This is a genomic window from Acinetobacter sp. NIPH 1852 (genome assembly GCF_022549455.1).
Lineage (GTDB): Bacteria > Pseudomonadota > Gammaproteobacteria > Pseudomonadales > Moraxellaceae > Acinetobacter.
On the sequence record NZ_JAKZGG010000004.1, the window covers coordinates 58,865 to 83,304 of the forward strand.

The 24,440-nt window shown below is 39.5% G+C and carries 21 protein-coding genes; 11 read left to right on the forward strand and 10 right to left on the reverse strand.

What is annotated here, in order from left to right; translation table 11 throughout:
* Positions 1 to 74: 74 nt before the first annotated feature.
* The 3 genes from MMO38_RS04695 to icd form a co-directional block, all read right to left on the reverse strand.
* A complete protein-coding gene (locus tag MMO38_RS04695; RefSeq protein ID WP_241322740.1) occupies positions 75 to 896 on the reverse strand; it encodes a PhzF family phenazine biosynthesis protein in 822 nt (273 codons plus the stop codon).
* Between the two features lie 138 nt (positions 897 to 1,034).
* Complete coding sequence (locus MMO38_RS04700) at positions 1,035 to 1,544, reverse strand: hotdog fold domain-containing protein (RefSeq protein ID WP_241322741.1); 510 nt, start codon at positions 1,542 to 1,544, stop codon at positions 1,035 to 1,037.
* Positions 1,545 to 1,704: 160 nt separating this feature from the next.
* Positions 1,705 to 2,961, reverse strand: a complete 1,257-nt coding sequence (gene icd, locus MMO38_RS04705; RefSeq protein ID WP_241322742.1) for an NADP-dependent isocitrate dehydrogenase — start codon at positions 2,959 to 2,961, stop codon at positions 1,705 to 1,707.
* 192 nt (positions 2,962 to 3,153) lie between these two features.
* On the opposite strand from icd, the gene MMO38_RS04710 reads away from it, so the two are divergent.
* Positions 3,154 to 3,966: an rRNA large subunit pseudouridine synthase E gene (locus MMO38_RS04710; protein ID WP_004670416.1), complete on the forward strand. Its 813-nt coding sequence runs from the start codon at positions 3,154 to 3,156 to the stop codon at positions 3,964 to 3,966.
* A 71-nt stretch (positions 3,967 to 4,037) separates the two neighbouring features.
* Here MMO38_RS04710 and MMO38_RS04715 read toward each other — a convergent pair whose 3' ends face one another.
* The 5 genes from MMO38_RS04715 to MMO38_RS04735 form a co-directional block, all read right to left on the reverse strand.
* Positions 4,038 to 4,847, reverse strand: coding sequence for a hypothetical protein (locus tag MMO38_RS04715; protein ID WP_241322743.1), 810 nt, complete (start codon positions 4,845 to 4,847; stop codon positions 4,038 to 4,040).
* Between the two features lie 72 nt (positions 4,848 to 4,919).
* Positions 4,920 to 7,151, reverse strand: a complete 2,232-nt coding sequence (locus MMO38_RS04720; protein WP_241322744.1) for an NADP-dependent isocitrate dehydrogenase — start codon at positions 7,149 to 7,151, stop codon at positions 4,920 to 4,922.
* A 454-nt stretch (positions 7,152 to 7,605) separates the two neighbouring features.
* Positions 7,606 to 7,956 carry an Sbal_3080 family lipoprotein gene (locus MMO38_RS04725; RefSeq protein ID WP_241322745.1) on the reverse strand — a complete coding sequence of 117 codons (351 nt, stop codon included), beginning with the start codon at positions 7,954 to 7,956 and terminating at the stop codon, positions 7,606 to 7,608.
* Between the two features lie 359 nt (positions 7,957 to 8,315).
* Entirely contained in the window at positions 8,316 to 8,720 is a 405-nt protein-coding gene (locus MMO38_RS04730) for a hypothetical protein (protein WP_241322746.1), read from the reverse strand.
* Positions 8,721 to 8,947: 227 nt separating this feature from the next.
* Entirely contained in the window at positions 8,948 to 9,412 is a 465-nt protein-coding gene (locus tag MMO38_RS04735; RefSeq protein ID WP_241322747.1) for a hypothetical protein, read from the reverse strand.
* Between the two features lie 193 nt (positions 9,413 to 9,605).
* Here MMO38_RS04735 and MMO38_RS04740 point away from each other — a divergent pair, with 193 nt between their 5' ends.
* Entirely contained in the window at positions 9,606 to 10,763 is a 1,158-nt protein-coding gene (locus MMO38_RS04740; RefSeq protein WP_241322748.1) for an IS4 family transposase, read from the forward strand.
* Between the two features lie 35 nt (positions 10,764 to 10,798).
* On the opposite strand, the gene MMO38_RS04745 is transcribed toward MMO38_RS04740, so the two are convergent.
* Entirely contained in the window at positions 10,799 to 12,502 is a 1,704-nt protein-coding gene (locus MMO38_RS04745; RefSeq protein ID WP_241322749.1) for a PDZ domain-containing protein, read from the reverse strand.
* Positions 12,503 to 12,709: 207 nt separating this feature from the next.
* Between MMO38_RS04745 and MMO38_RS04750 the strand changes: the two genes are divergently transcribed.
* From MMO38_RS04750 to MMO38_RS04790, 9 genes are all read left to right on the forward strand, one after another.
* Positions 12,710 to 14,029 carry a D-alanyl-D-alanine carboxypeptidase PBP6B gene (locus MMO38_RS04750; RefSeq protein WP_241322750.1) on the forward strand — a complete coding sequence of 440 codons (1,320 nt, stop codon included), beginning with the start codon at positions 12,710 to 12,712 and terminating at the stop codon, positions 14,027 to 14,029.
* A gap of 93 nt (positions 14,030 to 14,122) precedes the next feature.
* On the forward strand, positions 14,123 to 15,409 hold the full coding sequence (locus tag MMO38_RS04755) for an NAD(P)/FAD-dependent oxidoreductase (RefSeq protein ID WP_241322751.1): 1,287 nt from the start codon (positions 14,123 to 14,125) through the stop codon (positions 15,407 to 15,409).
* A 121-nt stretch (positions 15,410 to 15,530) separates the two neighbouring features.
* Positions 15,531 to 16,013 carry a peptidylprolyl isomerase gene (locus MMO38_RS04760; protein ID WP_005197827.1) on the forward strand — a complete coding sequence of 161 codons (483 nt, stop codon included), beginning with the start codon at positions 15,531 to 15,533 and terminating at the stop codon, positions 16,011 to 16,013.
* Positions 16,014 to 16,133: 120 nt separating this feature from the next.
* Positions 16,134 to 17,579 carry a deoxyribodipyrimidine photo-lyase gene (locus MMO38_RS04765; RefSeq protein WP_241322752.1) on the forward strand — a complete coding sequence of 482 codons (1,446 nt, stop codon included), beginning with the start codon at positions 16,134 to 16,136 and terminating at the stop codon, positions 17,577 to 17,579.
* Between the two features lie 104 nt (positions 17,580 to 17,683).
* Positions 17,684 to 18,442, forward strand: a complete 759-nt coding sequence (locus MMO38_RS04770) for a hypothetical protein (protein ID WP_034595172.1) — start codon at positions 17,684 to 17,686, stop codon at positions 18,440 to 18,442.
* On the forward strand, positions 18,442 to 19,347 hold the full coding sequence (locus MMO38_RS04775) for a hypothetical protein (RefSeq protein ID WP_241322753.1): 906 nt from the start codon (positions 18,442 to 18,444) through the stop codon (positions 19,345 to 19,347). Before MMO38_RS04770 ends, MMO38_RS04775 begins: the two co-directional genes overlap by 1 nt.
* Positions 19,334 to 20,584, forward strand: a complete 1,251-nt coding sequence (locus tag MMO38_RS04780) for a glycosyltransferase (protein WP_241322754.1) — start codon at positions 19,334 to 19,336, stop codon at positions 20,582 to 20,584. Before MMO38_RS04775 ends, MMO38_RS04780 begins: the two co-directional genes overlap by 14 nt.
* Position 20,585: 1 nt before the next feature.
* Entirely contained in the window at positions 20,586 to 22,433 is a 1,848-nt protein-coding gene (locus tag MMO38_RS04785) for a hypothetical protein (protein ID WP_241322755.1), read from the forward strand.
* A complete protein-coding gene (locus MMO38_RS04790) occupies positions 22,411 to 23,316 on the forward strand; it encodes a hypothetical protein (protein ID WP_241322756.1) in 906 nt (301 codons plus the stop codon). The genes MMO38_RS04785 and MMO38_RS04790 overlap by 23 nt, the downstream gene beginning before the upstream one ends.
* On the opposite strand, the gene wecB is transcribed toward MMO38_RS04790, so the two are convergent.
* Positions 23,313 to 24,440: a UDP-N-acetylglucosamine 2-epimerase (non-hydrolyzing) gene (wecB, locus tag MMO38_RS04795; protein ID WP_241322757.1), complete on the reverse strand. Its 1,128-nt coding sequence runs from the start codon at positions 24,438 to 24,440 to the stop codon at positions 23,313 to 23,315. The two genes, MMO38_RS04790 and wecB, sit on opposite strands and share 4 nt — an antisense overlap.

A 24,440-nucleotide genomic window follows, 5' to 3' on the forward strand; every position in this document is an offset into this window, starting at 1 on the left:
AGTGATGTTTTGCAAAAAGCTGTTTACTTAAACAGCTTTTTCTTTGCGTTTATAATGTCAGCAGACTCTATGTCTCAGTTAATCATAAGTTCCGCTTGCATATACAGTTTTGCATAACCAGAAATTTCAATCCGATCTTCAGATTCAATCACACAGTCTAAAACGCCACCACGTTTAGATGCTTGAAAAGCAATAAGCTGTTTTTGATTCAACTTTTCTGCCCAAAGTGGCACGATGCCAGTATGAATTGAGCCAGTAACAGGGTCTTCACCTATGCCAACGGCTGGGGCAAAATAACGTGATACGCAATCAAACTGCCCCTCACCTCTCGCCGTAATTGCCACATCAGGTTGCGACGCAGTAATCGCAGTACGCACTTTGCCCAATTGTTTTAGTTTTTCCAGATCAGGCTGTTCATCCAACACATCCTGTACCGTCTCGTACTCCACAATAAACGCTTGAGCGTTACGATAAACCGCTTTAAATGGTTTGCTTAATCCTGCTCGAAGTTCAGGGGGGTATTCAGTCACTAACTCAGCTCTGCGAATCGGAAAATTCATTTTAATTTTGCCATCATCGTCTTGGCTAACCACAAAAACACCTAAGTTACGCACATGAAATTGAATTGTTTTTGCAGCCGTGTAATCTTTAAATAAAACAAAAGCACTGGCTAAAGTGGCATGACCACAGAAATCCACTTCGTCTATAGGTGCAAACCAACGTATTTCATAGTTGCTATCATCCAACTTTTTCACAAAAGCCGTTTCAGACAAGTTATTTTCCATGGCGATATTCTGCATTAAATCATCATCTAACCACGCATCTAAAACAATGACTGCCGCAGGATTACCCTTAAATAATGCTTGGGTAAAAGCATCAACTTGATACATTTTCATCGTTGGAAACTCTCAATATTTTTCAGTTATTTTGAACCGAAAGTTTATAAATCATAGATACAGTTTTTTCTAAATTTGCGATACAAACCATATCTTAGAATTTTACGTGAAACTTATATCAAATAGCTGAAAGCAGACCTATTTCTTTTCCGTCACCCAAAGGGTAATGATTCCTTGAACAACGACGACGCCGTCTTCCCTTAAAGCCTGCACTTTGACTTGCAAATCTCCCGTTTTCCAATCTTGTTCAACGATAGCTGTAAGTCGAATATCAGAATCAGCTTTCGCCAAATAATCAACCTGCATCCCTTTTGGCAACCATCTTAGATGAGCGGGCACAGAAGCTTCTGCCAGAACACCCATGACATATTCCAATCCATTGCAAATCGCAATCACGTGAACTGTACCAATATGATTTTCGACAGTTTTGTTTTTTGACATGCTTGCTTCACAATAATTGCGTTCAAGCTTGCGAATTATTGGGTCAACCGTTTGAAAATACGGCGCTTTACGACTTACAATTTTTGAAAGTAACGTTAATCCACCGGGGATATTCTTCAAGCCGTTGTAAGCATTAAGTACATAATTGCCTTGAGGACGTATATTTTTTCTGAGTTTTTGAATTGCGGTATTAAATAGATTAGCCATTTTGAAATTGATTTAAATGAATTTCAAATAAGTTAACATAATGAAATCTATATCACGAACGTTCCCATAGCGTTTGTCTGAACCTCTAGGTCACGAATTTTGCATACAAGTAATAAAAAAAGAGCGGTCATCGCCGCTCTTTGAAGATCATTAAATAGCTTTAATCGCCCATATGCGAAATTATTGCTTGACCAAATTCCGAACAACGCAACAAGGTTGCATTCGGCATTAAACGCTCAAAGTCATAGGTGACAGTTTTTGCTTCAATCGCACCTGAAACCCCTTTGATAATCAGATCCGCAGCTTCCGTCCATCCCATATCACGTAGCATCATTTCCGCAGAAAGAATGATCGAACCCGGATTTACTTTATCCTGACCCGCATACTTTGGTGCTGTTCCATGGGTCGCTTCATAGACTGCAATTGCACCACCAATATTGGCACCCGGTGCGATCCCAATACCACCGACTTCGGCAGCAAGTGCATCAGAGATATAGTCACCATTTAAGTTCAGGGTTGCAATCACTGAATAATCTGCAGGGCGCATTAATATTTGTTGTAAGAATGCATCTGCAATCACATCTTTAATGATGATGTCTTTGCCTGTTTTATGATTTTTGATCTTCACCCAAGGACCACCATCAAGCAGTTCGCCACCAAAACGTTCCATAGCAAGCTCATAGCCCCACTCTTTGAACGCACCTTCGGTGTACTTCATAATGTTACCTTTGTGAACCAGTGTCACCGAAGGTTTATCATTATCAATGGCAAATTGAATAGCTTTACGTACTAAACGCTGCGTGCCTTCTTTTGATACTGGTTTAATCCCGATACCACAGCCTTCTGAGAAACGGATTTTGGTCACACCCATTTCTTCTTTTAAGAATTTAATGACTTTCTTGGCTTCTTCAGAATCAGCTTTCCATTCAATTCCTGCATAGATATCTTCTGAGTTTTCACGGAAAATCACCATGTCGGTTAATTCAGGATGTTGCACTGGCGATGGTACGCCTTCAAACCAACGTACTGGTCGTACGCACACGTATAAATCTAATTCTTGGCGTAAAGCCACGTTCAATGAACGAATACCACCACCAACGGGGGTGGTTAAAGGCCCTTTAATTGATATAATGAATTCACGTAAAGCATCAAAAGTTTCTTCTGGCATATATGTGCCGTAAATTTTGTCTGCTTTTTCACCGCAGTAGACTTCCATCCATTCAATCGAACGCTTACCGCAATAAGCTTTTTGAATCGCAGCATCTACTACTGCTTGCATTGCTGGTGTAATATCCACACCAATACCATCGCCTTCAATAAAAGGAATGATTGGATGATTTGGAACATTCAGTGACAGGTCTGCATTCACTGTGATTTTGTCACCATCTGCAGGAACCACGATCTTCTGATAACCCATTGTATAGGCTCTCCCTCATGTTGCTGGCGAGTAAATATATGCCTTCTTTGGCATACTTTAATTTTTTATTTGCGTAAAATAGTCTAATCCAATCTAGTTTGTTTTGAGATTTATATGAGAAATAACAACATTTCTCATATAAATAAAAGCATAAGTTTACCAACCCCCATAATCTAGAAGTAGTATTTATTTATGAGAATAGTGGTCTTCAATAAACCCTATGATGTGCTTTCACAGTTCCGAGAAGATACGGCACACTTAACGGTTTCAAATTTTATCAGCGATCCTGAGCTTCGTATTGCAGGTCGTTTAGATTTAGACTCTGAAGGTCTGATGTTTCTGACCGATCATGGGGGTTTAAATCAGTTCATTACCCACCCAAGCAATAAAAAGTATAAAACCTATCTTGCTCAAGTCGATGGTGATGTAACCGAAGAAGCTTTAGAGCAACTACGTCAAGGCATCGAACTTGCGGATGGTCTAACCTTACCTGCAAAAGCAAGTAAAGTAGACGAGCCAGATTGGTTATGGGAACGTACTCCACCTGTACGCTTTCGTGCCAACATTCCAACGACTTGGATTGAGCTACAAATCTGTGAAGGGCGTAACCGCCAAGTACGCCGTATGACGGCTGCGGTTGGTTTTCCAACTTTACGTTTGATTCGTACTCAAATTGGTTCAATCAACTTGGTGAAGCTTGGTTTAAAACCGGGTGAAAAAGTCGAAATCGAACCGTTGCTTTATTCTGATTTTAAGGATGTGCCAGCGGATAAACCGTATGAAGGCCGTTCTTTTGCGAAAAAGTCGACCAATAAACCGCATTTTTCTCGCTCAAAAGATAAAGCACGTGAAGAAAAAGGCGAAGCACCGTTTAAGGGTAAGAAAAAAGCCAGTGGCGGTACAACACGTATTTGGCAAATGGATGAAAGTGAAAAACCACGTCGTAAGACCAATGGTACGACACGTCCAAATACCAAAGCGCCACGTGGTCGACGACCACGTTAATTTTTAGAATTAAACAAGCCCACTTTCGTGGGCTTGTTTAATTCAATATTTCTATTAGGACATTTACTAAACTAATGATCATTTTTACTCAAAAACATATTAACCCCATAAAAAGGATAATTCGTCTGATACATTTGAATTAATAACTCATATTTAACTAGGCGACCATTTTTGCATTCATAAGAAAAATCTAATGAATCTTCTAACTCTTTTTTTTGATTTAATTGATCTATTTGAAACTGTGTTAATTCTAATCTAATTTCTTCTGATGTAGATGCTTTTACATTCGCAAGTTTTTTAGAAAGCTCGTTACTCTTTGAATGAACTATTTTCAAATTAAAAGCATCACCTCCCAAATTTTCTAAGGTGTACTTGATTACAACGAATACTATATTTTCTTTAATATCTATATTTGGGTCTGAACTACTACCATACACAGGCGAATTTACTTTGGATTGAGAAATAATGAATCTAGGTTCAAGAATTCTATGTTGTTCATCCAATTGCTGACGTTGAAGTTGAACTAGTTCAACTTGCTGTTTTATCCCTTCCCTCATCTCATCAATTTGAAGCTGAAGTGCTCTTTCTTGTTGTTCTAATGCTTTAGTATTTTGATCTAATTGTTTTCCTTGTTGCATATAACCTAAGATCAACCAAAAGAAAGCGACTGGTGCAAAGATACCAGCCAAGAAATCTCCCAAAGAATTTAGTTCACTAGGCAATGAATATTCATTAAAAATACAAAACAAATAAATACCAAGCAACCAAACGATTGTAATCAGTAATCCTAAAAATAAGCCCTTTTTACTCATATAAATATTAAAACTGAAAAAGACCATTAAACAATTCAATATTGTAGAAATCAACGTCCAATTCATCATAAAATAAAAAAACCGATGCTTTCACATCGGTTTTTTACATGACCAATAAATTAGTCAGTCACATCAATAACATTAAACGGCTGCAAGAACAGCATTGAAAGTGGCACTTGGACGCATCACTTTACTAATTTTGTCCAAATCAACTAAGTAGTAACCACCAATATCAGCTGGCTTACCTTGAACTTCAGCAAGTTCAGCACCGATCTTTTGCTCATTTTCAGCCAAGGTCTTCGCAAGTGGAGCGAATGTGGCTTTCAACTCAGCATCTTCGTCTTGTGCAGCAAGCGCTTCTGCCCAATATAACGATAGATAGAAATGACTGCCACGGTTGTCAAGCTCACCAGTACGACGCGACGGAGACTTGCCACTGTCCAGTAATCTATCTGTTGCTTGATCCAGTGTCATGGCTAGTAATTTGGCACGAGAATTATTTTCTTTAATTCCCATCTCTTCCAACGATGCGGCCAAAGCAAGAAATTCACCGAGTGAGTCCCAACGTAAGTGGTTCTCTTCGACCAATTGCTGCACGTGTTTCGGTGCCGAACCGCCTGCGCCAGTTTCATACATACCGCCACCCGCCATTAACGGAACGATCGATAGCATTTTCGCAGAAGTACCCAATTCCATGATCGGGAACAAATCCGTTAGGTAATCACGTAAAATATTGCCTGTAACTGAAATCGTATCCAAACCACGTGCTACACGCTCAAGTGTATAACGCATCGCACGGACTTGAGACATGATTTGAATATCTAGTCCATCAGTATCGTGTTCTTTTAGATACTCTTCGACTTTCTTGATCAATTCATTTTCATGTGGACGGTACGGGTCAAGCCAGAAGATTGCTGGCATACCTGAGTTGCGCGCGCGCGTAACCGCAAGTTTTACCCAATCACGAATCGGTGCATCTTTCACCTGACACATACGCCAGATATCGCCTTCCTCAACGTTTTGTGACATCAACACTTCGCCAGTTTCAAGATCAGTGATGTTGGCAACGCCAGCTTCAGTAATCTCGAAAGTTTTGTCGTGCGAGCCGTATTCTTCAGCCTTTTGCGCCATTAAACCAACGTTTGGCACAGTCCCCATCGTTCTTGGATCAAAGTTGCCGTTCCATTTACAGAAATTGATCATTTCTTGATAGATACGAGCAAATGTAGACTCTGGCATAACTGCTTTACAGTCATACTGTTTGCCATCGGCACCCCACATTTTACCGCCACCACGAATCATCGCAGGCATAGACGCATCGACAATGATGTCGTTTGGCGAATGGAAGTTGGTGATCCCTTTTGCTGAATCAACCATTGCCAGCGCAGGACGATGTTCCTGACAAGCATGTAAATCTTCAATGATTTCTTCACGTAGTGATGTTGGTAATGTCTCGATCTTCTCGTAAAGTCCGGCCATACCATTATTGACGTTGATACCTAACTCGTCGAATAATTTGCCATGTTTCTCAAAGGCATCTTTATAGTAAATTTTGACGCAGTGACCGAATACGATTGGGTGAGAAACTTTCATCATGGTCGCTTTAACGTGCAACGAGAATAAGATCCCTGCTTCACGACAATCTTCGAGTTCTTGCTCATAGAAGTCACATAGTGCTTTCTTGCTCATGAACATCGAATCAATAATCTCACCATCCTGCAATGCCACTTTTGGCTTGAGGACAATACTCTTACCACTGTTGGTGATCAGCTCCATTTTCACATTACGAGCACGATCAAGTGTCATCGATTTTTCGCCGTGATAGAAATCACCATGCTCCATATGTGAAACGTGAGTTTGTGACCACTGTTTCCACTCGCTCATTGAATGCGGATGCTTCTTAGCATAATTCTTCACCGCAGTAGGCGCACGACGGTCAGAATTACCTTCACGCAATACTGGGTTCACAGCAGAGCCGAGACACTTACCATAACGCGCCTTGATCGCATTTTCTTCCTCAGTCGTTGGATTTCCTGGATAGTCAGGAATTGCATAGCCCTTCGATTGTAGCTCTTTAATGCATGACACCAACTGAGAAACTGAAGCACTGATATTCGGAAGTTTGATAATATTCGTATCTGGATTCTGCGTGAGACGACCAAGCTCAGCAAGGTTGTTCGTCACCTTTTGCTCGTCGCTTAAATAGTCTGAGAATTCTGAGAGCACGCGTGAGGCTACAGAGATATCACTTTTGACAATCTCGATGCCCGCTGGCTTAGTAAAGGTCTCAATGATCGGCAGCAGCGAGTAGGTCGCCAATAGCGGCGCCTCGTCAGTCAGTGTGTAAATGATTGTTGACTTTCCACTAGCCATATATAGCCCCTTGTGTTGGATTGAGTTTTTTAGAGCCGAGCTTTTGGCCTAGCCCCTGCGAACCGGTTTACTTAAGTAAACTAGAGAATATCTGTTCTGCTCATATCTCAGTCAACGCAATATCTTGTGATAGCGACATTTCGCTGAGAAATAACAGGCGCAAGTTTAAGACTCGCCCCATGCGAACCGGTTAGCTTAATTAAAACATGAGAGTATCAGTCCTCTGGGCATCCTAGTCAACGCAATATCTAGTGATAACGACATTTCGCTACGAAATACCTACTAAGGTCTATGATTGAAACCTTATAAATTGGTTATTTACTGAACTTTGGTCAGTGTTATACAGTCTTTTTATGTGATTGTAGTTACACTTTTTAAACTCATTTTTTTAACAAATGATGAAAACAGGCCACACTAATTTATTTTAATTTTAAAAAGCAAGGAAGAAGCAATTTTACTTCTTCCCTGAGTTTAGAAGTCCATCGACCACTTGGTTAATCTTAACATCGTTACCTTGATATTTTGTGAGATCAAGCCCGCCACCTCGATAGATATGATATTCGGAAAGTCCTATTCTTTGGCCCGCACGGTTATATAGCTTTAACGTCATATCACTGATAAAGAATACGGTTTCGTAATCTTCAGTTGCATCATAGTTCAAGGTAAATTCACAAATATTTGGCTTAAATGGCGCATTAAATACCTGTGTCTGAATATGATAGCTTTCTATTCGATTAATGAGAGTTTCTTGAAAACGGTCAATTTTGACTTTAGGATTATTTTCAATACATATCGACTTGACCAATGGTCGATAGTCACGGTGAATCGGGTCTGCTTGTCACTGCCATGAACTACATGTCGAGCAAAGTACCCCGCTCAACAATGGTAAAATTAATTTCTTATTTTTCATATATAAAGTGACATATTTGAAGACAGCAGAATTATAACGTGATGAGTAATCAATTCAATCACTTAGCTTATCTCTCTTCACCGAATAACAATAGAGCAAGACAAACTAGTTATGAATGAGTTGAACAAATCTCAGTTAAAATCATATTGTCAATCAGTTTCTACGCCCTACATGATTGCGCATCCTTTCAGTTAGACTAATGTGTCCAACTTTCGGGTGCAACTCAACAACGGTGGAACGAAGCAAAAATATATTTAATTCATCTCAGCCAAAGCATCTACTCTTTGACTATAATCAATTGTATTATTATTAAGTAAAGGAGTACCTTCATAATAAAACTTTGTTAAATATTTTCCATCATTTGTAAGACGAATACCTAAACCAAACCATTGATCTTTTGTATTTTCATCACACTCATACAAATCATCTACTGCATCAAACAGTTCAATTGATGACTTTAAAACAGGACCTCTACTACTATTAACTTTAAAAATTTTATCACCAACCCAACATTCTGAAATTACAGCATTTCTTAGCTCCCCATACTCATTTCTTAACCTCTCAGTATAGTAAACAATCTTTTTCCACTCTAAAGGAGCAGCTAATGTAATTTCATTTAATATAGTATTCAACAAATCAGCTTTTCTCAAAAATGACATTATTAACCTCCAGCTTTATTTTAAAATGTTTTTTGAATCCAATTGCCGTCAGCATTTTTATATTGTGCAACAAATGCATCTGGCCTTGTAGAAAGATTATTCCGACCATGAAATACCGAAATTCTAACAGGAACCTTTTAACATATCTGCTTAAAAATCTCAGCTACAGGGATCTCAAAATTTGTTTTGTAATGCCTTAAATTTAATTTTTAATAAAGTTCTAATTACTAACCATTTATTCGTTTGTAAAATTCGAAATTATACGCATCTTTTTGCAACTTCCCTCTAGCATACAACCCTATTAATAAATCATTATAAGTAGATTCTGTATTATATAATATTTCCTCATCTAGAAATTTTAATTCATCAATCCTATCAATAATTTCAGCTCGTGAAGTATAAAATTCACCCTCACCAACGAAAACAGCAATTGCATCATGAAAAGTTACCAAAAACCCTCCTTCTTTAAGTAGATTAACTTTAAAACTAGTTAAAAACCGTGCTTCCAACATAGCTCTTCTTGCATCAGCTTTATCATCATTATTACCATTATTATCCGAAAAAACTAACGTACCATTGCGAAGTAATGATATCCCACTTTTCTTACCAGCAAGATATTTTGTAAAACGTTCTTCAATCTCATTTAAAGGTGTTTTATTTTCTGGCTCCCATTTTAATCTTATTTCTGTCATTGACTTCTCACAAATGTTTATTAATAAATATATTTTCTATCTATTCGATTTCTAAATAAATATTCTAGTTTTTGAAGAAGAAAAAGGGGGCTACCCCACTGCTGTCCCATAGTTTTGTTTAAATAAAAAACCTGAGCCCAAAATAGTTAAAATATAAGTGCGAACAAACACTTTAACTACAAGGACTCAGGTTTTGTCACATCAGAATACCGTATTTCATCAATTACTTAAACCTATTTCACGATGTGATTTTGAACGTCTTGCCAAGCAGCATCATTGTGGACAAAAATTAAGATCAGCCACACGTTGGGATCAGTTTATTGCCATATTGATGTCCCAGCTGTCCTGTCGGCAAAGCTTAAGAGATATTCAATCCAATCTCGAATCACAGCAGGAAAAGCTCTATCATCTCGGTGCTAAGACTATTGCACGAAGCACCTTGGCAAGAATCAATCAAGAACAGCCTGCCAGCCTATATCAGCAATTATTTACTCAGTTACTTCGGCATTGTGAAAACACAAAGATTGCACATAAATTTCGATTTAAGAATCCGCTGTATTCACTTGATGCAAGCCACATTGATCTTTCACTGTCCTTATGTGAATGGGCAAAAGTACATGAATCTAAAGCGAGCATTAAACTGACTGTTGGTTTAAATCATAGTAATACCATCCCTGAATTCGTGGCACTTGGAGATGGCATTGAAAATGATATGGTGCAAGGCAGAGCACTTAGATTTCCTGCTGGAAGTATTGTGGTATTTGATAAAGGATATATTGATTATCAATGGTTTGCTCAGTTAACAGATCAGAACATCAGTTTTGTGACTCGACTACGTCCAAAGACAGTTTATCAAGTTAAATCGAGCTATAAGGTTTTGGCTTGCAAGGGAATTCTTTCGGATGAATGCATTGAATTAACGAGTATCCATGCCAAGAAAAGAGGAGCACCGAAGCGATTAAGGCGTATAGAATTTTATGATGCTGAAAAGCAAAGGAGCTTCGAATTTCTAAGCAATAATTTCCATCTAGCGGCATCCACGATTGCAGCGATCTACAAAGATCGTTGGAAAGTAGAACTATTCTTTAAAGCGATTAAGCAGAATTTAAAATTGAAATCATTTCTAGGCCGAAGTCGTAATGCAATACAAACACAAATATGGATTGCATTAATCGCTTACTTACTAGTGAGCTTTGCCAAACATATGGCGCAGGAAGGCTGGAGTATTCAAAGATTATTAAGAATTATTCAGGTGAATTTATTTGAAAGGAAGTATCTAAAGGCATTATTTTTACCCGATAAGAAGTGGCGAAAACAAGAAGAACCTCAATTGAGGTTCTTCTTGGAATAATTGTGGGACAGCAGTGGGGCTACCCCCTTTTTCTATTATACCTTCAACCAAACATCTACTTTGCTTTGATCTTCAACTTTCAATTCAACCGTGGTGAGTGGATTTTCTCCTCCCTGAAGCTCAAATTGCAAGAACTCATCTCGACGGAAAGCAAACACGGTAAATGAAGCTTGCTGCTTCGAATATTGGGCGAGCAATTTCTCTGATGCTTTTAAACCATCAATGGCAATAATCACATCATTGGCAGATAAACCCGCCTGAGCTGCAGTACTGTGACGGCGAACCTGCTGTATGACTACGCCCTCAGCTTTATCTACCGTTTTCATACCAAATGGAAGTGCTTTTTCATTTTTGATCGTATAACTTAAACCAAACTCAGGTAATAATTGATCAAGCGGTAATTCTTCAGTGGTATTGATCAAATGATTGATTTGCTCGATCCAATCATCACCCGTCAGTTCATGGCACAACTCAAAAACCGTACGATCATTGACCTGAATTCCCTGTTGCGTATTTTCATATAAACGACGCATCAAAGCATCTAGACTTGAACCTCTTAAACGCAAACCCATGTCTAGGCAAAGCGCCACTAAGCTGCCTTTATTATAGTAACTTGTGCCTGCGTTAATAGAGTTCTCATCCTGACGATAGAACTTAATCCAAGCATCAAAACTCGACTCAGAAACAGACTGAATAAAACGTCCAGGGTTTTGTAAATAACGATCAATTTGCGCTTTTAATAAATCTAAATACGATGCTTGTGAAATGACACCACTACGTAACAAAATCAGATCGTCATAATAAGAGGTAAAGCCTTCAAATATCCAAAGTAAGCTGGTATAGCCTTCTTTGTGCAAATCATAATTGGCAAAGTTTTCTGGTCGGATAAATTTCACTAACCATGAATGGAAATATTCATGACTACATAAGCCTAAGAAACGCTGATAATCCTTAGATGGTTCTTCCGCCTCATTTTCTTTTGGTAGGTCATCCCGAGGTATAATCAAACTAGTGCTATTGCAATGTTCCAAACCACCATAACTATTGCCTGTCGCCATGGTCATAAAGCTATAGTTTTGAAAGGGTGCTGAGCCAAACATATCGATTTCAGTACGACATATTTTTTCGATATCGGCTTGTAAACGTTGTAGATTGGTACTGTGTTTTCCTGAAATCACAAACTCGTGTGGAATACCATTTGCTTCAAAACTAAAACGACTTTGATCAGCGAGTTCAAATGGGCTATCAATCAGCTGATCATAATTTTCAGCTTTTAAAGTAAAACGTCCTTTGACTAAACTTTTCGCAGGCAAACCTGTAGCAATCTGAAAATGCTTCAATTCATTCGGTAGGAACAGTTCCACTTCACATGGTGATTGTTCTTGATCCTGAAGTCCTAAACAAACACAAGCTGGATTGACATAGACACGGGTTTGATCAACATAAGCACCACGCACCGATAAATCGTATGCATAGACATCATATTCAACTGTAATCAATTCATGATCGGTATTGAATAACCGCCAGCGATTTTTCTCGGTTTTCTTAATACTGAGTAAACGCCCTGCTTCATCCGATGCTTTAACCGACTCGATATGTTTTGAAAACTCACGAATCAGATAACTCCCCGGAATCCAAGTGGGCAACCAAAGTTCTTGATTTGGGTTGGCAAGAAAACGAAGCGTGACATGAATGAGGTGTTGGCGATAATCATCGAACTCAATTTGATAGTGCAGCATAGTTCAAAATAGCAAATAGAAAGATTTCTCACAGCTTATCATTTTTTTACAAAGTCTTGCGCAGTTGTCGAAATTGTCAGCAAAAGTTTAGCCTACAACGCAATTCATATATAAAATGTCAACAGCCCCCCTAGATTCTATAGCAGAAAAGTCATAGCATGCTTTTCTTGCGTTCATGCCACTGGATCGGCTGTAAAAGGTATTTAAGTGAAATTTTATCTCTCCCTCTGTTTATTTCTTAGCATGCTTTTTGCTCAGCTAACCCATGCAAATTTACTCAATATTATGCCCGAAACAGTCGAAGCTCAGGCGTGGTCGATCATCGATGTACAATCAGGACAAATTATTGCTGAACACAATAGTCATGTGCAGCGTGCGCCAGCATCGTTGACCAAAATGATGGTGGCTTATATTGCTTTAAAAGAAATCGAAGCAGGCAAATTACGTAAAGAAGATGTGCTTACCGCCACACCTGTTGTCAACTCAGTGATGTGGGATGAGTCACAAATGTATTTGAAAGCTGGCGAACAAATTTCTGTAGATCAACTATTAGCAGGCCTAATCATCATGTCTGCCAATGATGCTGCATTGACATTAGCTGAAAAAATCTCAGGGAGCGTGCCGCAATTTTTGATTCGCATGAATCAAGAAGCGCAAGCTTTAGGAATGAAAGATACTCGTTTTAGTAATCCGTCAGGCATTACCATGACCGATCATTATTCGACTGCTGCCGATCTCAGTTTGCTCGCGCAAGCAATTGTGACCAAAACACCTGACTATTTGATTTACTCAAAAATGCCAAGTTTTAGCTACAATCAACGTTTCCATCGTGCAACTAACCTTGCCCTCAAAATGGATCCGACCTCTGACGGTTTAAAAACGGGTTATACCAAAGCAGCGGGCTACAATTTAGCTTTAACAGCAGAGCGCCCTACTTCTAATTCACATGTAGATAGCCGACGTTTGATTGTGGTTGTTTTGGGCACGCCAAACGCCATAAAACGCGCTGAGGTAGCACACAAGTTAATGAACTTGGCTTATACCTATACGCGTGATGAGGAAGTCATTCCAAAGCATAGACTGATTGCTGAACTTCCAGTGATTAAATCAACTTTGAAAATGTTTAAAGTTGAAACACAACAGCCAACCATTGTGACTACGTCTTTATATGCTCAACCTGCACCGATTGATTTAAATACCTTTGATTTAGTCACTCAACGTATTCAGGTGCTTGATGCAAATCAACAAATCACCCCAGTTGAGCCATTACAAACAACCAACACGCATATCAATATTGAACTCAATCAACAACATTTAACTGCACCATTGACCCAAGCCATGAACCTTGCCACGGTTTCAATTTATCAAAATAATCAGTTACTTCGTAGCTTACAAATTGAAAATGATGTGCAGATTGAAGAAGCCAATATTTTTCAAAGAATCATGACTTGGTTTTCCAACTTGTTCTCGTTTTTCTCAACAAATGATAATCAAGCTGCCAAACTTCATCCTTTAAATCAAGGATAGAAACTCGACTAATTTTATCAAGATTAACCATACACAATTAAAAAAAGGATGGCATAATCCCCCCATCCTTTCACAAAAATAATCAGGTTAATCATGAGCAAAACCTTACATCATATCGTGATTGTGGGCGGTGGCGCAGGTGGTTTAGAGCTTGCAACACAACTCGGTGAACGTTTTGGTCGACGTAACAAAGCTAAAATCACTTTAGTCGATCAGAATCTTACCCATATCTGGAAACCTCTCCTCCACGAAATCGCCGCAGGCTCAATCAACCCTCACGAAGAACAAACCAATTATTTTGCTCACGCAGAAAAGCATCACTTTGAATTTGTGCTTGGTACTTTAATTGAGGTTAATAAAGATCAAAAACAAATTACCCTCGCTCCCCCTCAGCTTTCCAAAGAACACACGCCACAAATTCAAAGCTTAGGCTATGACACTTTGGTGCTGGCTGTTGGCTCAGTCTCAAATGATTTTGGTACTGAAGGTGTTCGTGAATATTGTCATTTCCTAGACAGTCGTCAACAAGCAGACATTTTCCAACAAGATTTATTCCACCTTTATATCGAAGCGCAAAATCAACCCAATGACCGCGCCTTGAATATAGGAATCGTTGGTGCAGGTGCGACTGGGGTTGAATTGGCGGCAGAGCTGATTGAAACCACCAAGAACTTTTATCGTTATGGATTAAAGAAAATTAATCCGAAGCAAGTCAAAATCACCTTAATCGAAGCATCTGATCGTATCTTGCCTGCACTGAATGAGAAAACAGCAGCGCACAGCGCCAAGCAACTCAAGAAAATGGGCATCGAGGTTCTGACGGAGCACAAAGTACAAAAAGTAGATCAGTCGAATGTCTACTTTAGTAATGGGCATGTTTTGCATTCGGATATTACGGTATGGGCTGCCGGCGTCAAAGCACCTAAAGTTCTAGAATCATTTACTGATTTTAAACGTGACAAAATTAACCGTTTAATGGTCTATGCAACGCTACAAACCTATTCGGATCCAAATGTATTCGCTTTTGGTGATTGTGCACATTGTCAGTTAGATGCGCGCCAACCACCTTTAGGACCACGTGCACAAGTGGCAAGCCAACAAGCATCATTCTTAGTCGATGCATTAGCAGCACGGTTATCAGGCTCACCACAACCGATGTTTATCTTTAACGACAAAGGATCGCTGGTTTCTTTAAGCCGCAATCAAGCTGTTGGAGAATTGCTGGGTGATGTCAGTGTGCAAGGTTTTATTGCCAAAACCATGTATGTTTCTTTGTATCGACTACACCAAGCCAATATTCATGGTTATACCCAAGCGGGGATGCTGACCATGAAAGATTTACTCACAAGACGTGTCCGTCCAAAAATTAAACTATATTGAGTTGAAATTTTTAATTTCGTGCCTATTTATAATGAAATCGTTTCAAAAAGTGGAAAATGGTCTACAAAAACCATTTTTCACTTTATGATATACACCTAAATTAATGACATGGATTTAAAACATGACTGCTATTGCAAATAATCACGTGGTTTCATTCCACTACACTTTAACAAACGCTGAGGGTGAAACACTTGACAAATCTCAAGGTGAACCACTTGCATATTTGCACGGCGCAGGCAACATCATTCCTGGTTTAGAAAATGCACTTACAGGTAAAACTGTTGGCGAGAAATTCACAGTAAACGTTCCAGCTGCGGAAGGTTACGGTGAATACAACCCTGACCTCGTGCAAGAAGTTCCAGCTCAAATGTTCCAAGGTGTAGACAACATCCAACCGGGTATGCAATTCCAAGCTCAAACTGATGACGGCGTACAGATCGTAACAGTTAAAGCGATTGAAGGTGACAACATTCTTGTTGATGCAAACTTCCCGCTTGCAGGTCAAGACCTTACTTTTGAAGTTGAAATCGTAGAAATTCGTGATGCTTCTCAAGAAGAATTAGATCACGGTCACGTACACGGTGCAGGTGGTCACCACCACTAATTCATTTATGAATTAGCACTACAAAAAGCAAAGCCTCGGCTTTGCTTTTTCTTCACATTCACTTTTATAAAATAAGAAAAACACCTTACTTCTTCTAATAAATTGAGTGGTTCTTACTTTATGCAAAGCGATTATCAACTGATTTGGTTTCGCCAAGATCTCAGAATTCATGATCATGCTGCCCTTTGGCATGCTGCACAAACAGGACCTACGATTGCTCTGGTGATCTTGTCACCTGAACAATGGCAACTGCATGATGATGCCCCGATTAAAATTGAGTTTTACTTACGCCAATTACAGCACCTTAAACAAGAACTTACTGCGTTAAATATTCCACTGATCACCGTGACAGTGCCGCTTTGGAAAGATATAGTACAGTTCTTTTCGGATTTAATTGAACTTGTTCCAATTCAACATGTATATGCCAATATTGAGCTCGGTGTAAATGAGTTAAAACGTGATCATGATACTCAAACTTTATTAAATCAGCATAAAAAAGACCTTATTCTACTCAATGATCGTACGCTTTTCCCTGTTGCCTCAATTCGCAATCAATCCAATTTACCTTATCAAGTCTTTGGTGCATTCAAAAAAACCTGCTATCAGCGTTTACAGCATGCTTTACCTCAGTGTTATCCCTCACCCGAGGCTCAACCCCAAATCACATTGGATTTTTCATCAAGTATACAAACCGATATTGATGCCTTACAGCAACACTACGCGACAAAACTTCCTCAGTCATGCATAGCGACTTGGAAAATCGGTGAAGCATACGCACTGCATTTACTCGACCAATTTATGGATGAGAAAGTAATCAACTATAAAAATGAACGCGATTTGCCTGCCCAAGCAGGAACCAGTCAACTCTCGGCTTATATGAATATTGGTATCATCTCAATCCGTCAATGTATCCAAGCCTTATTTCGCCAACAACAAGGTGATTTTATTATCCAATCAGAAGGTCAACAAACATGGCTGGATGAGTTGTTATGGCGCGAGTTTTATCAACATATCCTGTTTGATTTTCCGAAAGTTTCAAAACATTTGCCGTTTAAATCCTCCACCCAAAATATTGGCTGGCGTGATGATCCAATTGCACTCGAAAAATGGCAACAAGGACAAACAGGCATTCCAATTGTTGATGCAGGTATGCGTCAATTACTCGCCACAGGTTGGATGCACAATCGAGTCCGCATGATCTGTGCCATGTTCTTAAGCAAGAATCTGCTGATTGATTGGCGTAAGGGCGAACAATGGTTTATGCAACATCTGATTGATGGAGATTTGGCTGCCAATAATGGTGGATGGCAATGGTGTGCATCCACAGGTACCGATGCTGCGCCTTATTTCCGTATATTCAATCCAGTCAGCCAATCGCAAAAATTTGATCCACAAGGAGATTATATTCGCAAATGGCTGCCTGAGCTTGCTGATTTAGATGACAAATCAATCCATGAACCTTATGCTAAAAATGCAGTTAAAAGCTTAAACTATCCAGCACCGATCGTGGATCTAAAAAGCAGTCGTGTCCGCGCAATCGAAACATTCAAAGCATATCTGCATTAGGCGAAGGAAATGACAACAAACCCTAATAACAGAAAAACTATCGTAATCACCAAAAATTAATGATAATTTGATCACAAAACATGCTGAATAAAACTAAAATTACTATGCAGAAGAATCCCGCCCCAGCACTGCTCTTATGGATTATCTCCGCTCAAGTTTTTATGGGTATAGTCGCTTACGAGTGGTTGCCAGCAAGTTATCGTGGCAGTTGGATCTTCCTGTTGATCCTTGTTATCGCGGGCGCATACTTAACTGTTGGAAAAGCGCTAATATTGGGCTTGGTCATGTTTGTTTCGATTGCGGTCTATTTCTTTTTAGATCTGGCTAATCAAACCTATATTGAACGTCAACTTTTACTCTTATTTGTAGCACCGATCGCTCCCATTTTTTTAAGTGCCATCCGTCATAATATTAAAAATGCATTGGCAAGCTATCGTGCGATCCAAAGTTATGACCGAAATTATCAACATGATATTTTACCACTCACTGCACTGAAGCACTTTCAAGATCAGCTTAAAAAGTTATTGCAACTCACCCATAAAGACCACTATGAAGTGATCAGTATCAAGATTAGCAATACCATACTGATTCGAGAAATGTTGGGTGAAGACATCTGGAAAGAAACTCAAAATAAGATCATGGCGATATTATCGACCGAACGAGACAGTGTGATTTATCATTTTATTAATGAAGAACTCAGCGAAATCAAAAGTATTGTTATCCATGATGAAAATAGCATAGATGAACATCATCCCCATCCACTTTTTATTCAACAATTACAAGAACTCACCGTCTTAAAACTTAAAATTGAACAGCACACTGAGTATCTCTCCCAATCTCAACAAATCAAAGAGGTGCCCTGATGTCCGTACTTCTTAATATTTGTGGTTTGCTGATCGCAACCGAACATGTTCCAGACACAACCTTACAACAGTTTTATCAGCAGTATTACCACTGCGCCATTCAACCAGCAAAAACTAAATTAAATTCTCAACTTGAAGCTCCTGAAGCGGTTAGACAACTATTTGCTCACCCAGAATCGTGGTGGCCAGTCTTTACCGCTGATCAATTACAGTCTGAAAGTTTCAAACGATTAATTGATAAAGGTGTCGAACCAGGAGTCATTTTGCCAGATGATTATTTTAGTATCATTGAATATTATAAAATTAAAAAAGCAGTCAATGAAGGTGCTATTCCGATTGCACTCTTTCAAATGCGGCATCCAAAATATTTTGCATCAAAAGCAACATTTTCAACTGCACTCGGACTCAGACCTTTAGCAGCACTGATCGAAACAGGTTGGGATGAAAACCTGATTGCTCAACCTGCAGGTAATTATATTATTCAATCAGACGATCCCAATAAATTGTCTATTCCTGCACGTAAAATTCAGCACCATCAACATTTTTTTTATCAAGCCACGACCAACACATCACAAACCACTGGCTATCAAATTCTTATTAACCCGCCGGCAGACATGCCTATAACCAATATCGAATATCCTCAGCTAGGCATCTCATGGAACTTTAATAAGATTAAATATACCAGTACACCCGCAGGTGTCGAAACCAACATCTTCGGCTATTTCATGATTGCGGTAAGCACGGTCGTAATTCCACTGGACTATTTATTGTCACTCCACTTTCCTAGCCTACTCAGTAGCTTTGGAAGTTCGATCTCATGGGCCTCGGTGTTGCTAGGTGGCACACTACTGCTCATTTTGAGCATTGCCATGATTCGAAGGAGGAGAATACATGCCCGCAATTGATATTCTGTTCTTATTCGGCTTTCTTGGGATCTGGATTCCACAGGCATTTTGGGCATGGTTGAGCTACCAAGCGTGGAAATACTCAAAAAATGCAGCCAAAGAGCTAGAAAACTTACCCATTCCAGCCGAATGGCCGATGTTGAGTGTGCTTATTCCAGCCTATAACGAAGGTGTGGTGATTGAAGACACCTTACATGCCATTGCGCAGCAAGACTATCCTGCACATGCTTATGAAGTTTTATTGATCAATGATGGCTCTAAAGACGATACGCTTGAAATTGCTGAACGCATGGCAGCCATTTATCCGTGTATTAAGATTGTCAATGTACCAAAAGGTATGGGCGGTAAAGGTAAATCTCGAACACTGAACAACGGTTTACCCCATGCCAAAGGTGAACTGATCATTGTTTATGATGCGGACAGTACGCCTGAACCAGACTGTGTACGTCTACTCGCCCAAACCCTACTTGCTGATAAAAAACTGGTTGCGGTAAATGGCAAAGTACGTACCCGTAATTGGCGCGATAGTATTTTGACCCGCTTTATTGCGATTGAATTTATTTTCTTTCAATGGATCTTCCAAGGAGGTCGTTGGCAACGCTTTGAACTTTCAACCCTGATGGGAACCAACTATGTAATTTGGCGTGATGCCTTAGAAACCCTTGGTGGTTTTGATGAAAAATCACTGGTTGATGATACGGAGATGAGTTTCCGAATCTTTCTCGGTCAAAGACGAATTAAATGGGTACCCTATGCTGTAGGTTGGCAACAAGATCCACCTTCTTTGAGCGTTTTCATCAAACAACGATCACGCTGGACTCAAGGCAACTTCTATGTCACCAGTAAATATTTACCAATCGCTTTAAGAAAGCCCTTTCCGATTGGCATCGAAATTTTTAACAACATCATGTGCTATGTGTTATTCGTTCCCGCACTGATTTGGAGTCACATCACCCTGACCTTAGGCTTACTCGGTATTGCAGGTATTACTTTACCTGGACCCTTTACCTTGTTATGGGCGTTATCGTTTTGCTTGTATGTGGCACAGATGTGGTTCACCTTATCTTTAGAACGAGCAAAACCTCAACTATATTTCTTCGCAGTTTTATCTTACGTGACCTATTCACAAATATTCTTATTTATCGTATTTAAAGCGGCTTATGACATGCTGAAAAATAAGATACAAGGAAATTCACTACAGTGGTATAAAACTGAACGTAGCAAGGAGAGAAAATAAAATGAAAAAAAACCGATTAAATCATCCCATTTTCAAAACATTATTCGCAAGTGCAGCCCTCTCTTTGCCTGTATTTACTTTTGCAGATACATTGAATACGTGGACATTTGACAATATTAACACGTCCAACAAATACACCATTGAGCCACATTTCTTTTATGTCGGTAAGGGTTCTGAATGGCAAAGTATTCGTTTTAGCAGTGACTATTCAACAGAACATTACACCACTTTATTGGTGAAATATGATGATAAGCTTATTTATAACACTCAGCTCAACGGATCGGGCGAAATCAGCTTTGATATCCCCGCAGCACCAAGTGGCTTTCATCGTTTAGATTTTATTATACAACAGTACTCTCCCCGCACATCCCCAGCAGCAGATCGAACCACCTTTTGTAGTGAGGATGTAGATCAAGTCACCTATTTAAGCAACTCAAAAATTGATTACACCCGACATCGCCCACTTTATCATTTGAAAGAATTACCTGATGCACTATTTAATCCACAAGTGGTGCGTCCAACGCCGTTTATCGGTGTGCTCAAATACAATCCAGCTAACTTAAACGAAGCTTCAATGCTCGGGCGTTTAATGAGCGCATGGGGTTCTGTTACACCAGTCAAATGGTATGAGCAAAACCCACCCGATGGTGAAAATGCAGATTTTTTAATTGAGATTTCTAAATCAGCAACACCATTGCCAAATGGCACCTTAGTACAACTCAGTGCTCAAAATGATGTTCCTATTTTACATATCCAGTATGATCAAGCTAAAAAGTTAGAGTCCGCAATTAATGGATTATTAAATCCTCACTATTTGCAACAACTGAATACTTCATCCACCTTTCTAACTGATAAACTTGCAGCTCCAACTTGGGCCAAAATTAAACAAATTAAAACGTTGGCTGATCTTGGTATTAGTGATTTTCGTTTAAATCAAGCTGAAAAAAATCTTTTCCTTACTTTCCCTGCTGTTTGGCAACCCACTGATATTTTACAAGGTCAGATTGCGCTTCGGGTTCAAAGTGGTTTATTAGAAGGTTCAAATATTACCACGTGGATCGATGGTGGACTGGCTGGAAGTCTAAAAACGGCTGACTTAGATTCAGACCCAGTCAATCGACAATTTAACTATTTTGCAAAAACAATTTCGAATAACACAACCTTTAGTATGAAGTTGGAAAACTCTGTGATCGTCAATTCACAATGTTTACCGACAGCAAAAGGTTCTTTATGGATTGATACAAAGAAATCGACGGTTAAATTACCGCATAAACTGAAAAATGGGGTTGCATCACTATCCATGACCTTCGCAACACACCCGACAATTGCGATTGATGGTCAGTCCGGGAGTTTGGAAATCGCAATGATCGTGAGCCAAGTCGCCAAAAAAATGCTGATGACCAATGATCCAGTTCCATTAAATTTTGTTAAATTCGACCCTGCGAAACCAGAACTGATTAATGTCCACGTCAACCCGAATATCTATCGCCAACAAATCTTAATGCATAAAGATATGGTTTATCTTCCTGCCGCAACGCATGGATTCTTAGTCAGTGTCAATGATCAACGTTTTGATATTCTCACTGACTCAATCAGTGGTGCTCAGAATTTCACTCAACTATGGGAGAAAATTCAACGAGATATTCCAAACAATGCCAGTAAAATATTAGTGACTGAAAATGGTCAAGTGTTTACCTTACAGAAAATTATTGTAGGAAATCAGAAAGTACCTCTGGTTCAACAATCCTCTTTCTTTATTTTGGTTTCTATTATCTCTGCTATTATGATTCTTATCATCTTGCTCTGGTACTGGCGAAAAAAACCAAATGCTAACAATAAGAGTGAATAATTTAAAACGTATCATTGCTTTAACTATATCAGTCCTCACACTTTTGGGAGGTTGCATGCATCTGATTCAATCAGAAGCGCAACCTCCACACATTGAAGGAATGTTTTGGCAGCCCGATTTAAAAACAACACCCCCTACAGGAAATTGGGATCTATTGGGTGTATCAACCTTTGTTCCCCAATGGTCTGTTGTACAAACCAAATCTTGGTTCGATCATGATATTGGGTTCACCAAATGGGAAAAAAACATCAACCTTAAACAGCTCAATCAAAATCCATGGGCAGAAAATATTATATTGGGCTTGGCTGGAGAATATGACGAAAAACTAGCTCGCTCTAAAGTTGTTCAACTTGCAGCAAACTCTCAACAAATTATTGATAAAACCCAATCCATCCCATTGAAAGGATATTATTTTCCAGTCGAAGCTGATCCAACTTGGCTCGGCGTAGGGATTTTAGGACAAGCTTTGAGCACCCTCCCCAAACCACTTTGGGTCAGCATCTATAGTGCTGAAGCTATGCCAGCACACTTTGATGTATGGCTGAAAAGTTGGTTACCTGAGCAAACTCACGTATTCTTTCAAGACGGTGTTGGTGTGGGCACGCGCTCACCCCAACAAGCGAGAATAATCCTAGATGGCTTACAACAAGAATTTGGACAAGAAAAAGTAATTATTGTTTTAGAAGCCTTTCGCGCCACCAAAAATGGAAAGTTTCGTTCAGCCTATCCTTGGGAAATCATTGAACAACTGAAAGCTTATGAAGGGCAAAAAGTTTATATCTTTGACGGCCCACATTATATGAACCGTATGACCGTCTATGTGGTGGCATGGTGGTATAAACTCAAATACGGTTCAAGTGCAAAAGCGAAAACATCTCATTAGCCCTGAGCAATTTGATCCAAAATTCGTTGTGATGCTTTACCATCCCCAAACGGATTCGGCACATTTGCCATACGTGCATAATGTGCCTGATCAGAAAGTAATTTTTCAGCTTCTGCGATGATTTTCGCTTGATCTGTGCCAACTAAAATACCTGCACCCACCTGGACCACCTCAGGGCGCTCTGTGGTTTCTCGCAAAATAAGCACTGGCTTGTTAAACGAAGGGCTTTCTTCTTGTAAGCCACCTGAATCTGTCAAAATAAACGCGGCACGATCAATCACCGCAAGTAGACTTGGATAGTCTAATGGTTTGACGAGATGAACCTGTGCATGATGAGAAAATTTACCATGGACTACATCATGTACTGCTGGGTTTAAATGCACTGGCCAAACAAAATGAACATCAGGATAGTGTTGTGCTAAATATTCAACCGCATGACAAATATTTTCAATGCCTTCGCCAAAATTTTCACGACGATGCGCTGTGATCAATACAATCCGCGCATTTTCTGGAAAGACCAAACCGTGCTGCTGTAAATGATCGTGTTGCGTGACTTGTTGATGAATCAACGCACGCCCCAGATAAACTGCATCAACAACGGTATTGCCTGTTACGGTAATGCTCTCTGCTAAAATATGTTCCTGTAACAGGTTTTGTTTGGACTGTTCCGTTGGCGCGAAATGCCATCTAGTGATTCTAGAGACCAATTGGCGATTTCCCTCCTCAGGAAATGGATGATCCAAATCATAAGAACGCAAGCCAGCTTCCACATGCGCCACAGGTATTTTCATAGAAAATGCGACCAATCCAGCCGATAAAACTGTAGTGGTATCGCCTTGAATCACAATTGCGTCACGATATTGCCCGTCATTAAAAATCCCTTCTAATTGACTCAAACCTTGAATCAACAATTGGTTTAAACTTTGTCCCGCATTCATCATTTTTAGACGGTGATCTATTTTAATTTGAAAGAACTCAATCGCATCACGTACCAATTCATCATGCTGTCCCGTAAAAATCACTTCGACTTGAAAACGCTCATCTTGTTGAGCCAGCAAAATAACGGGGGCAAGTTTGATCAGCTCAGGACGAGTACCAAATACAATTGAAATCAGTTTTTTCAT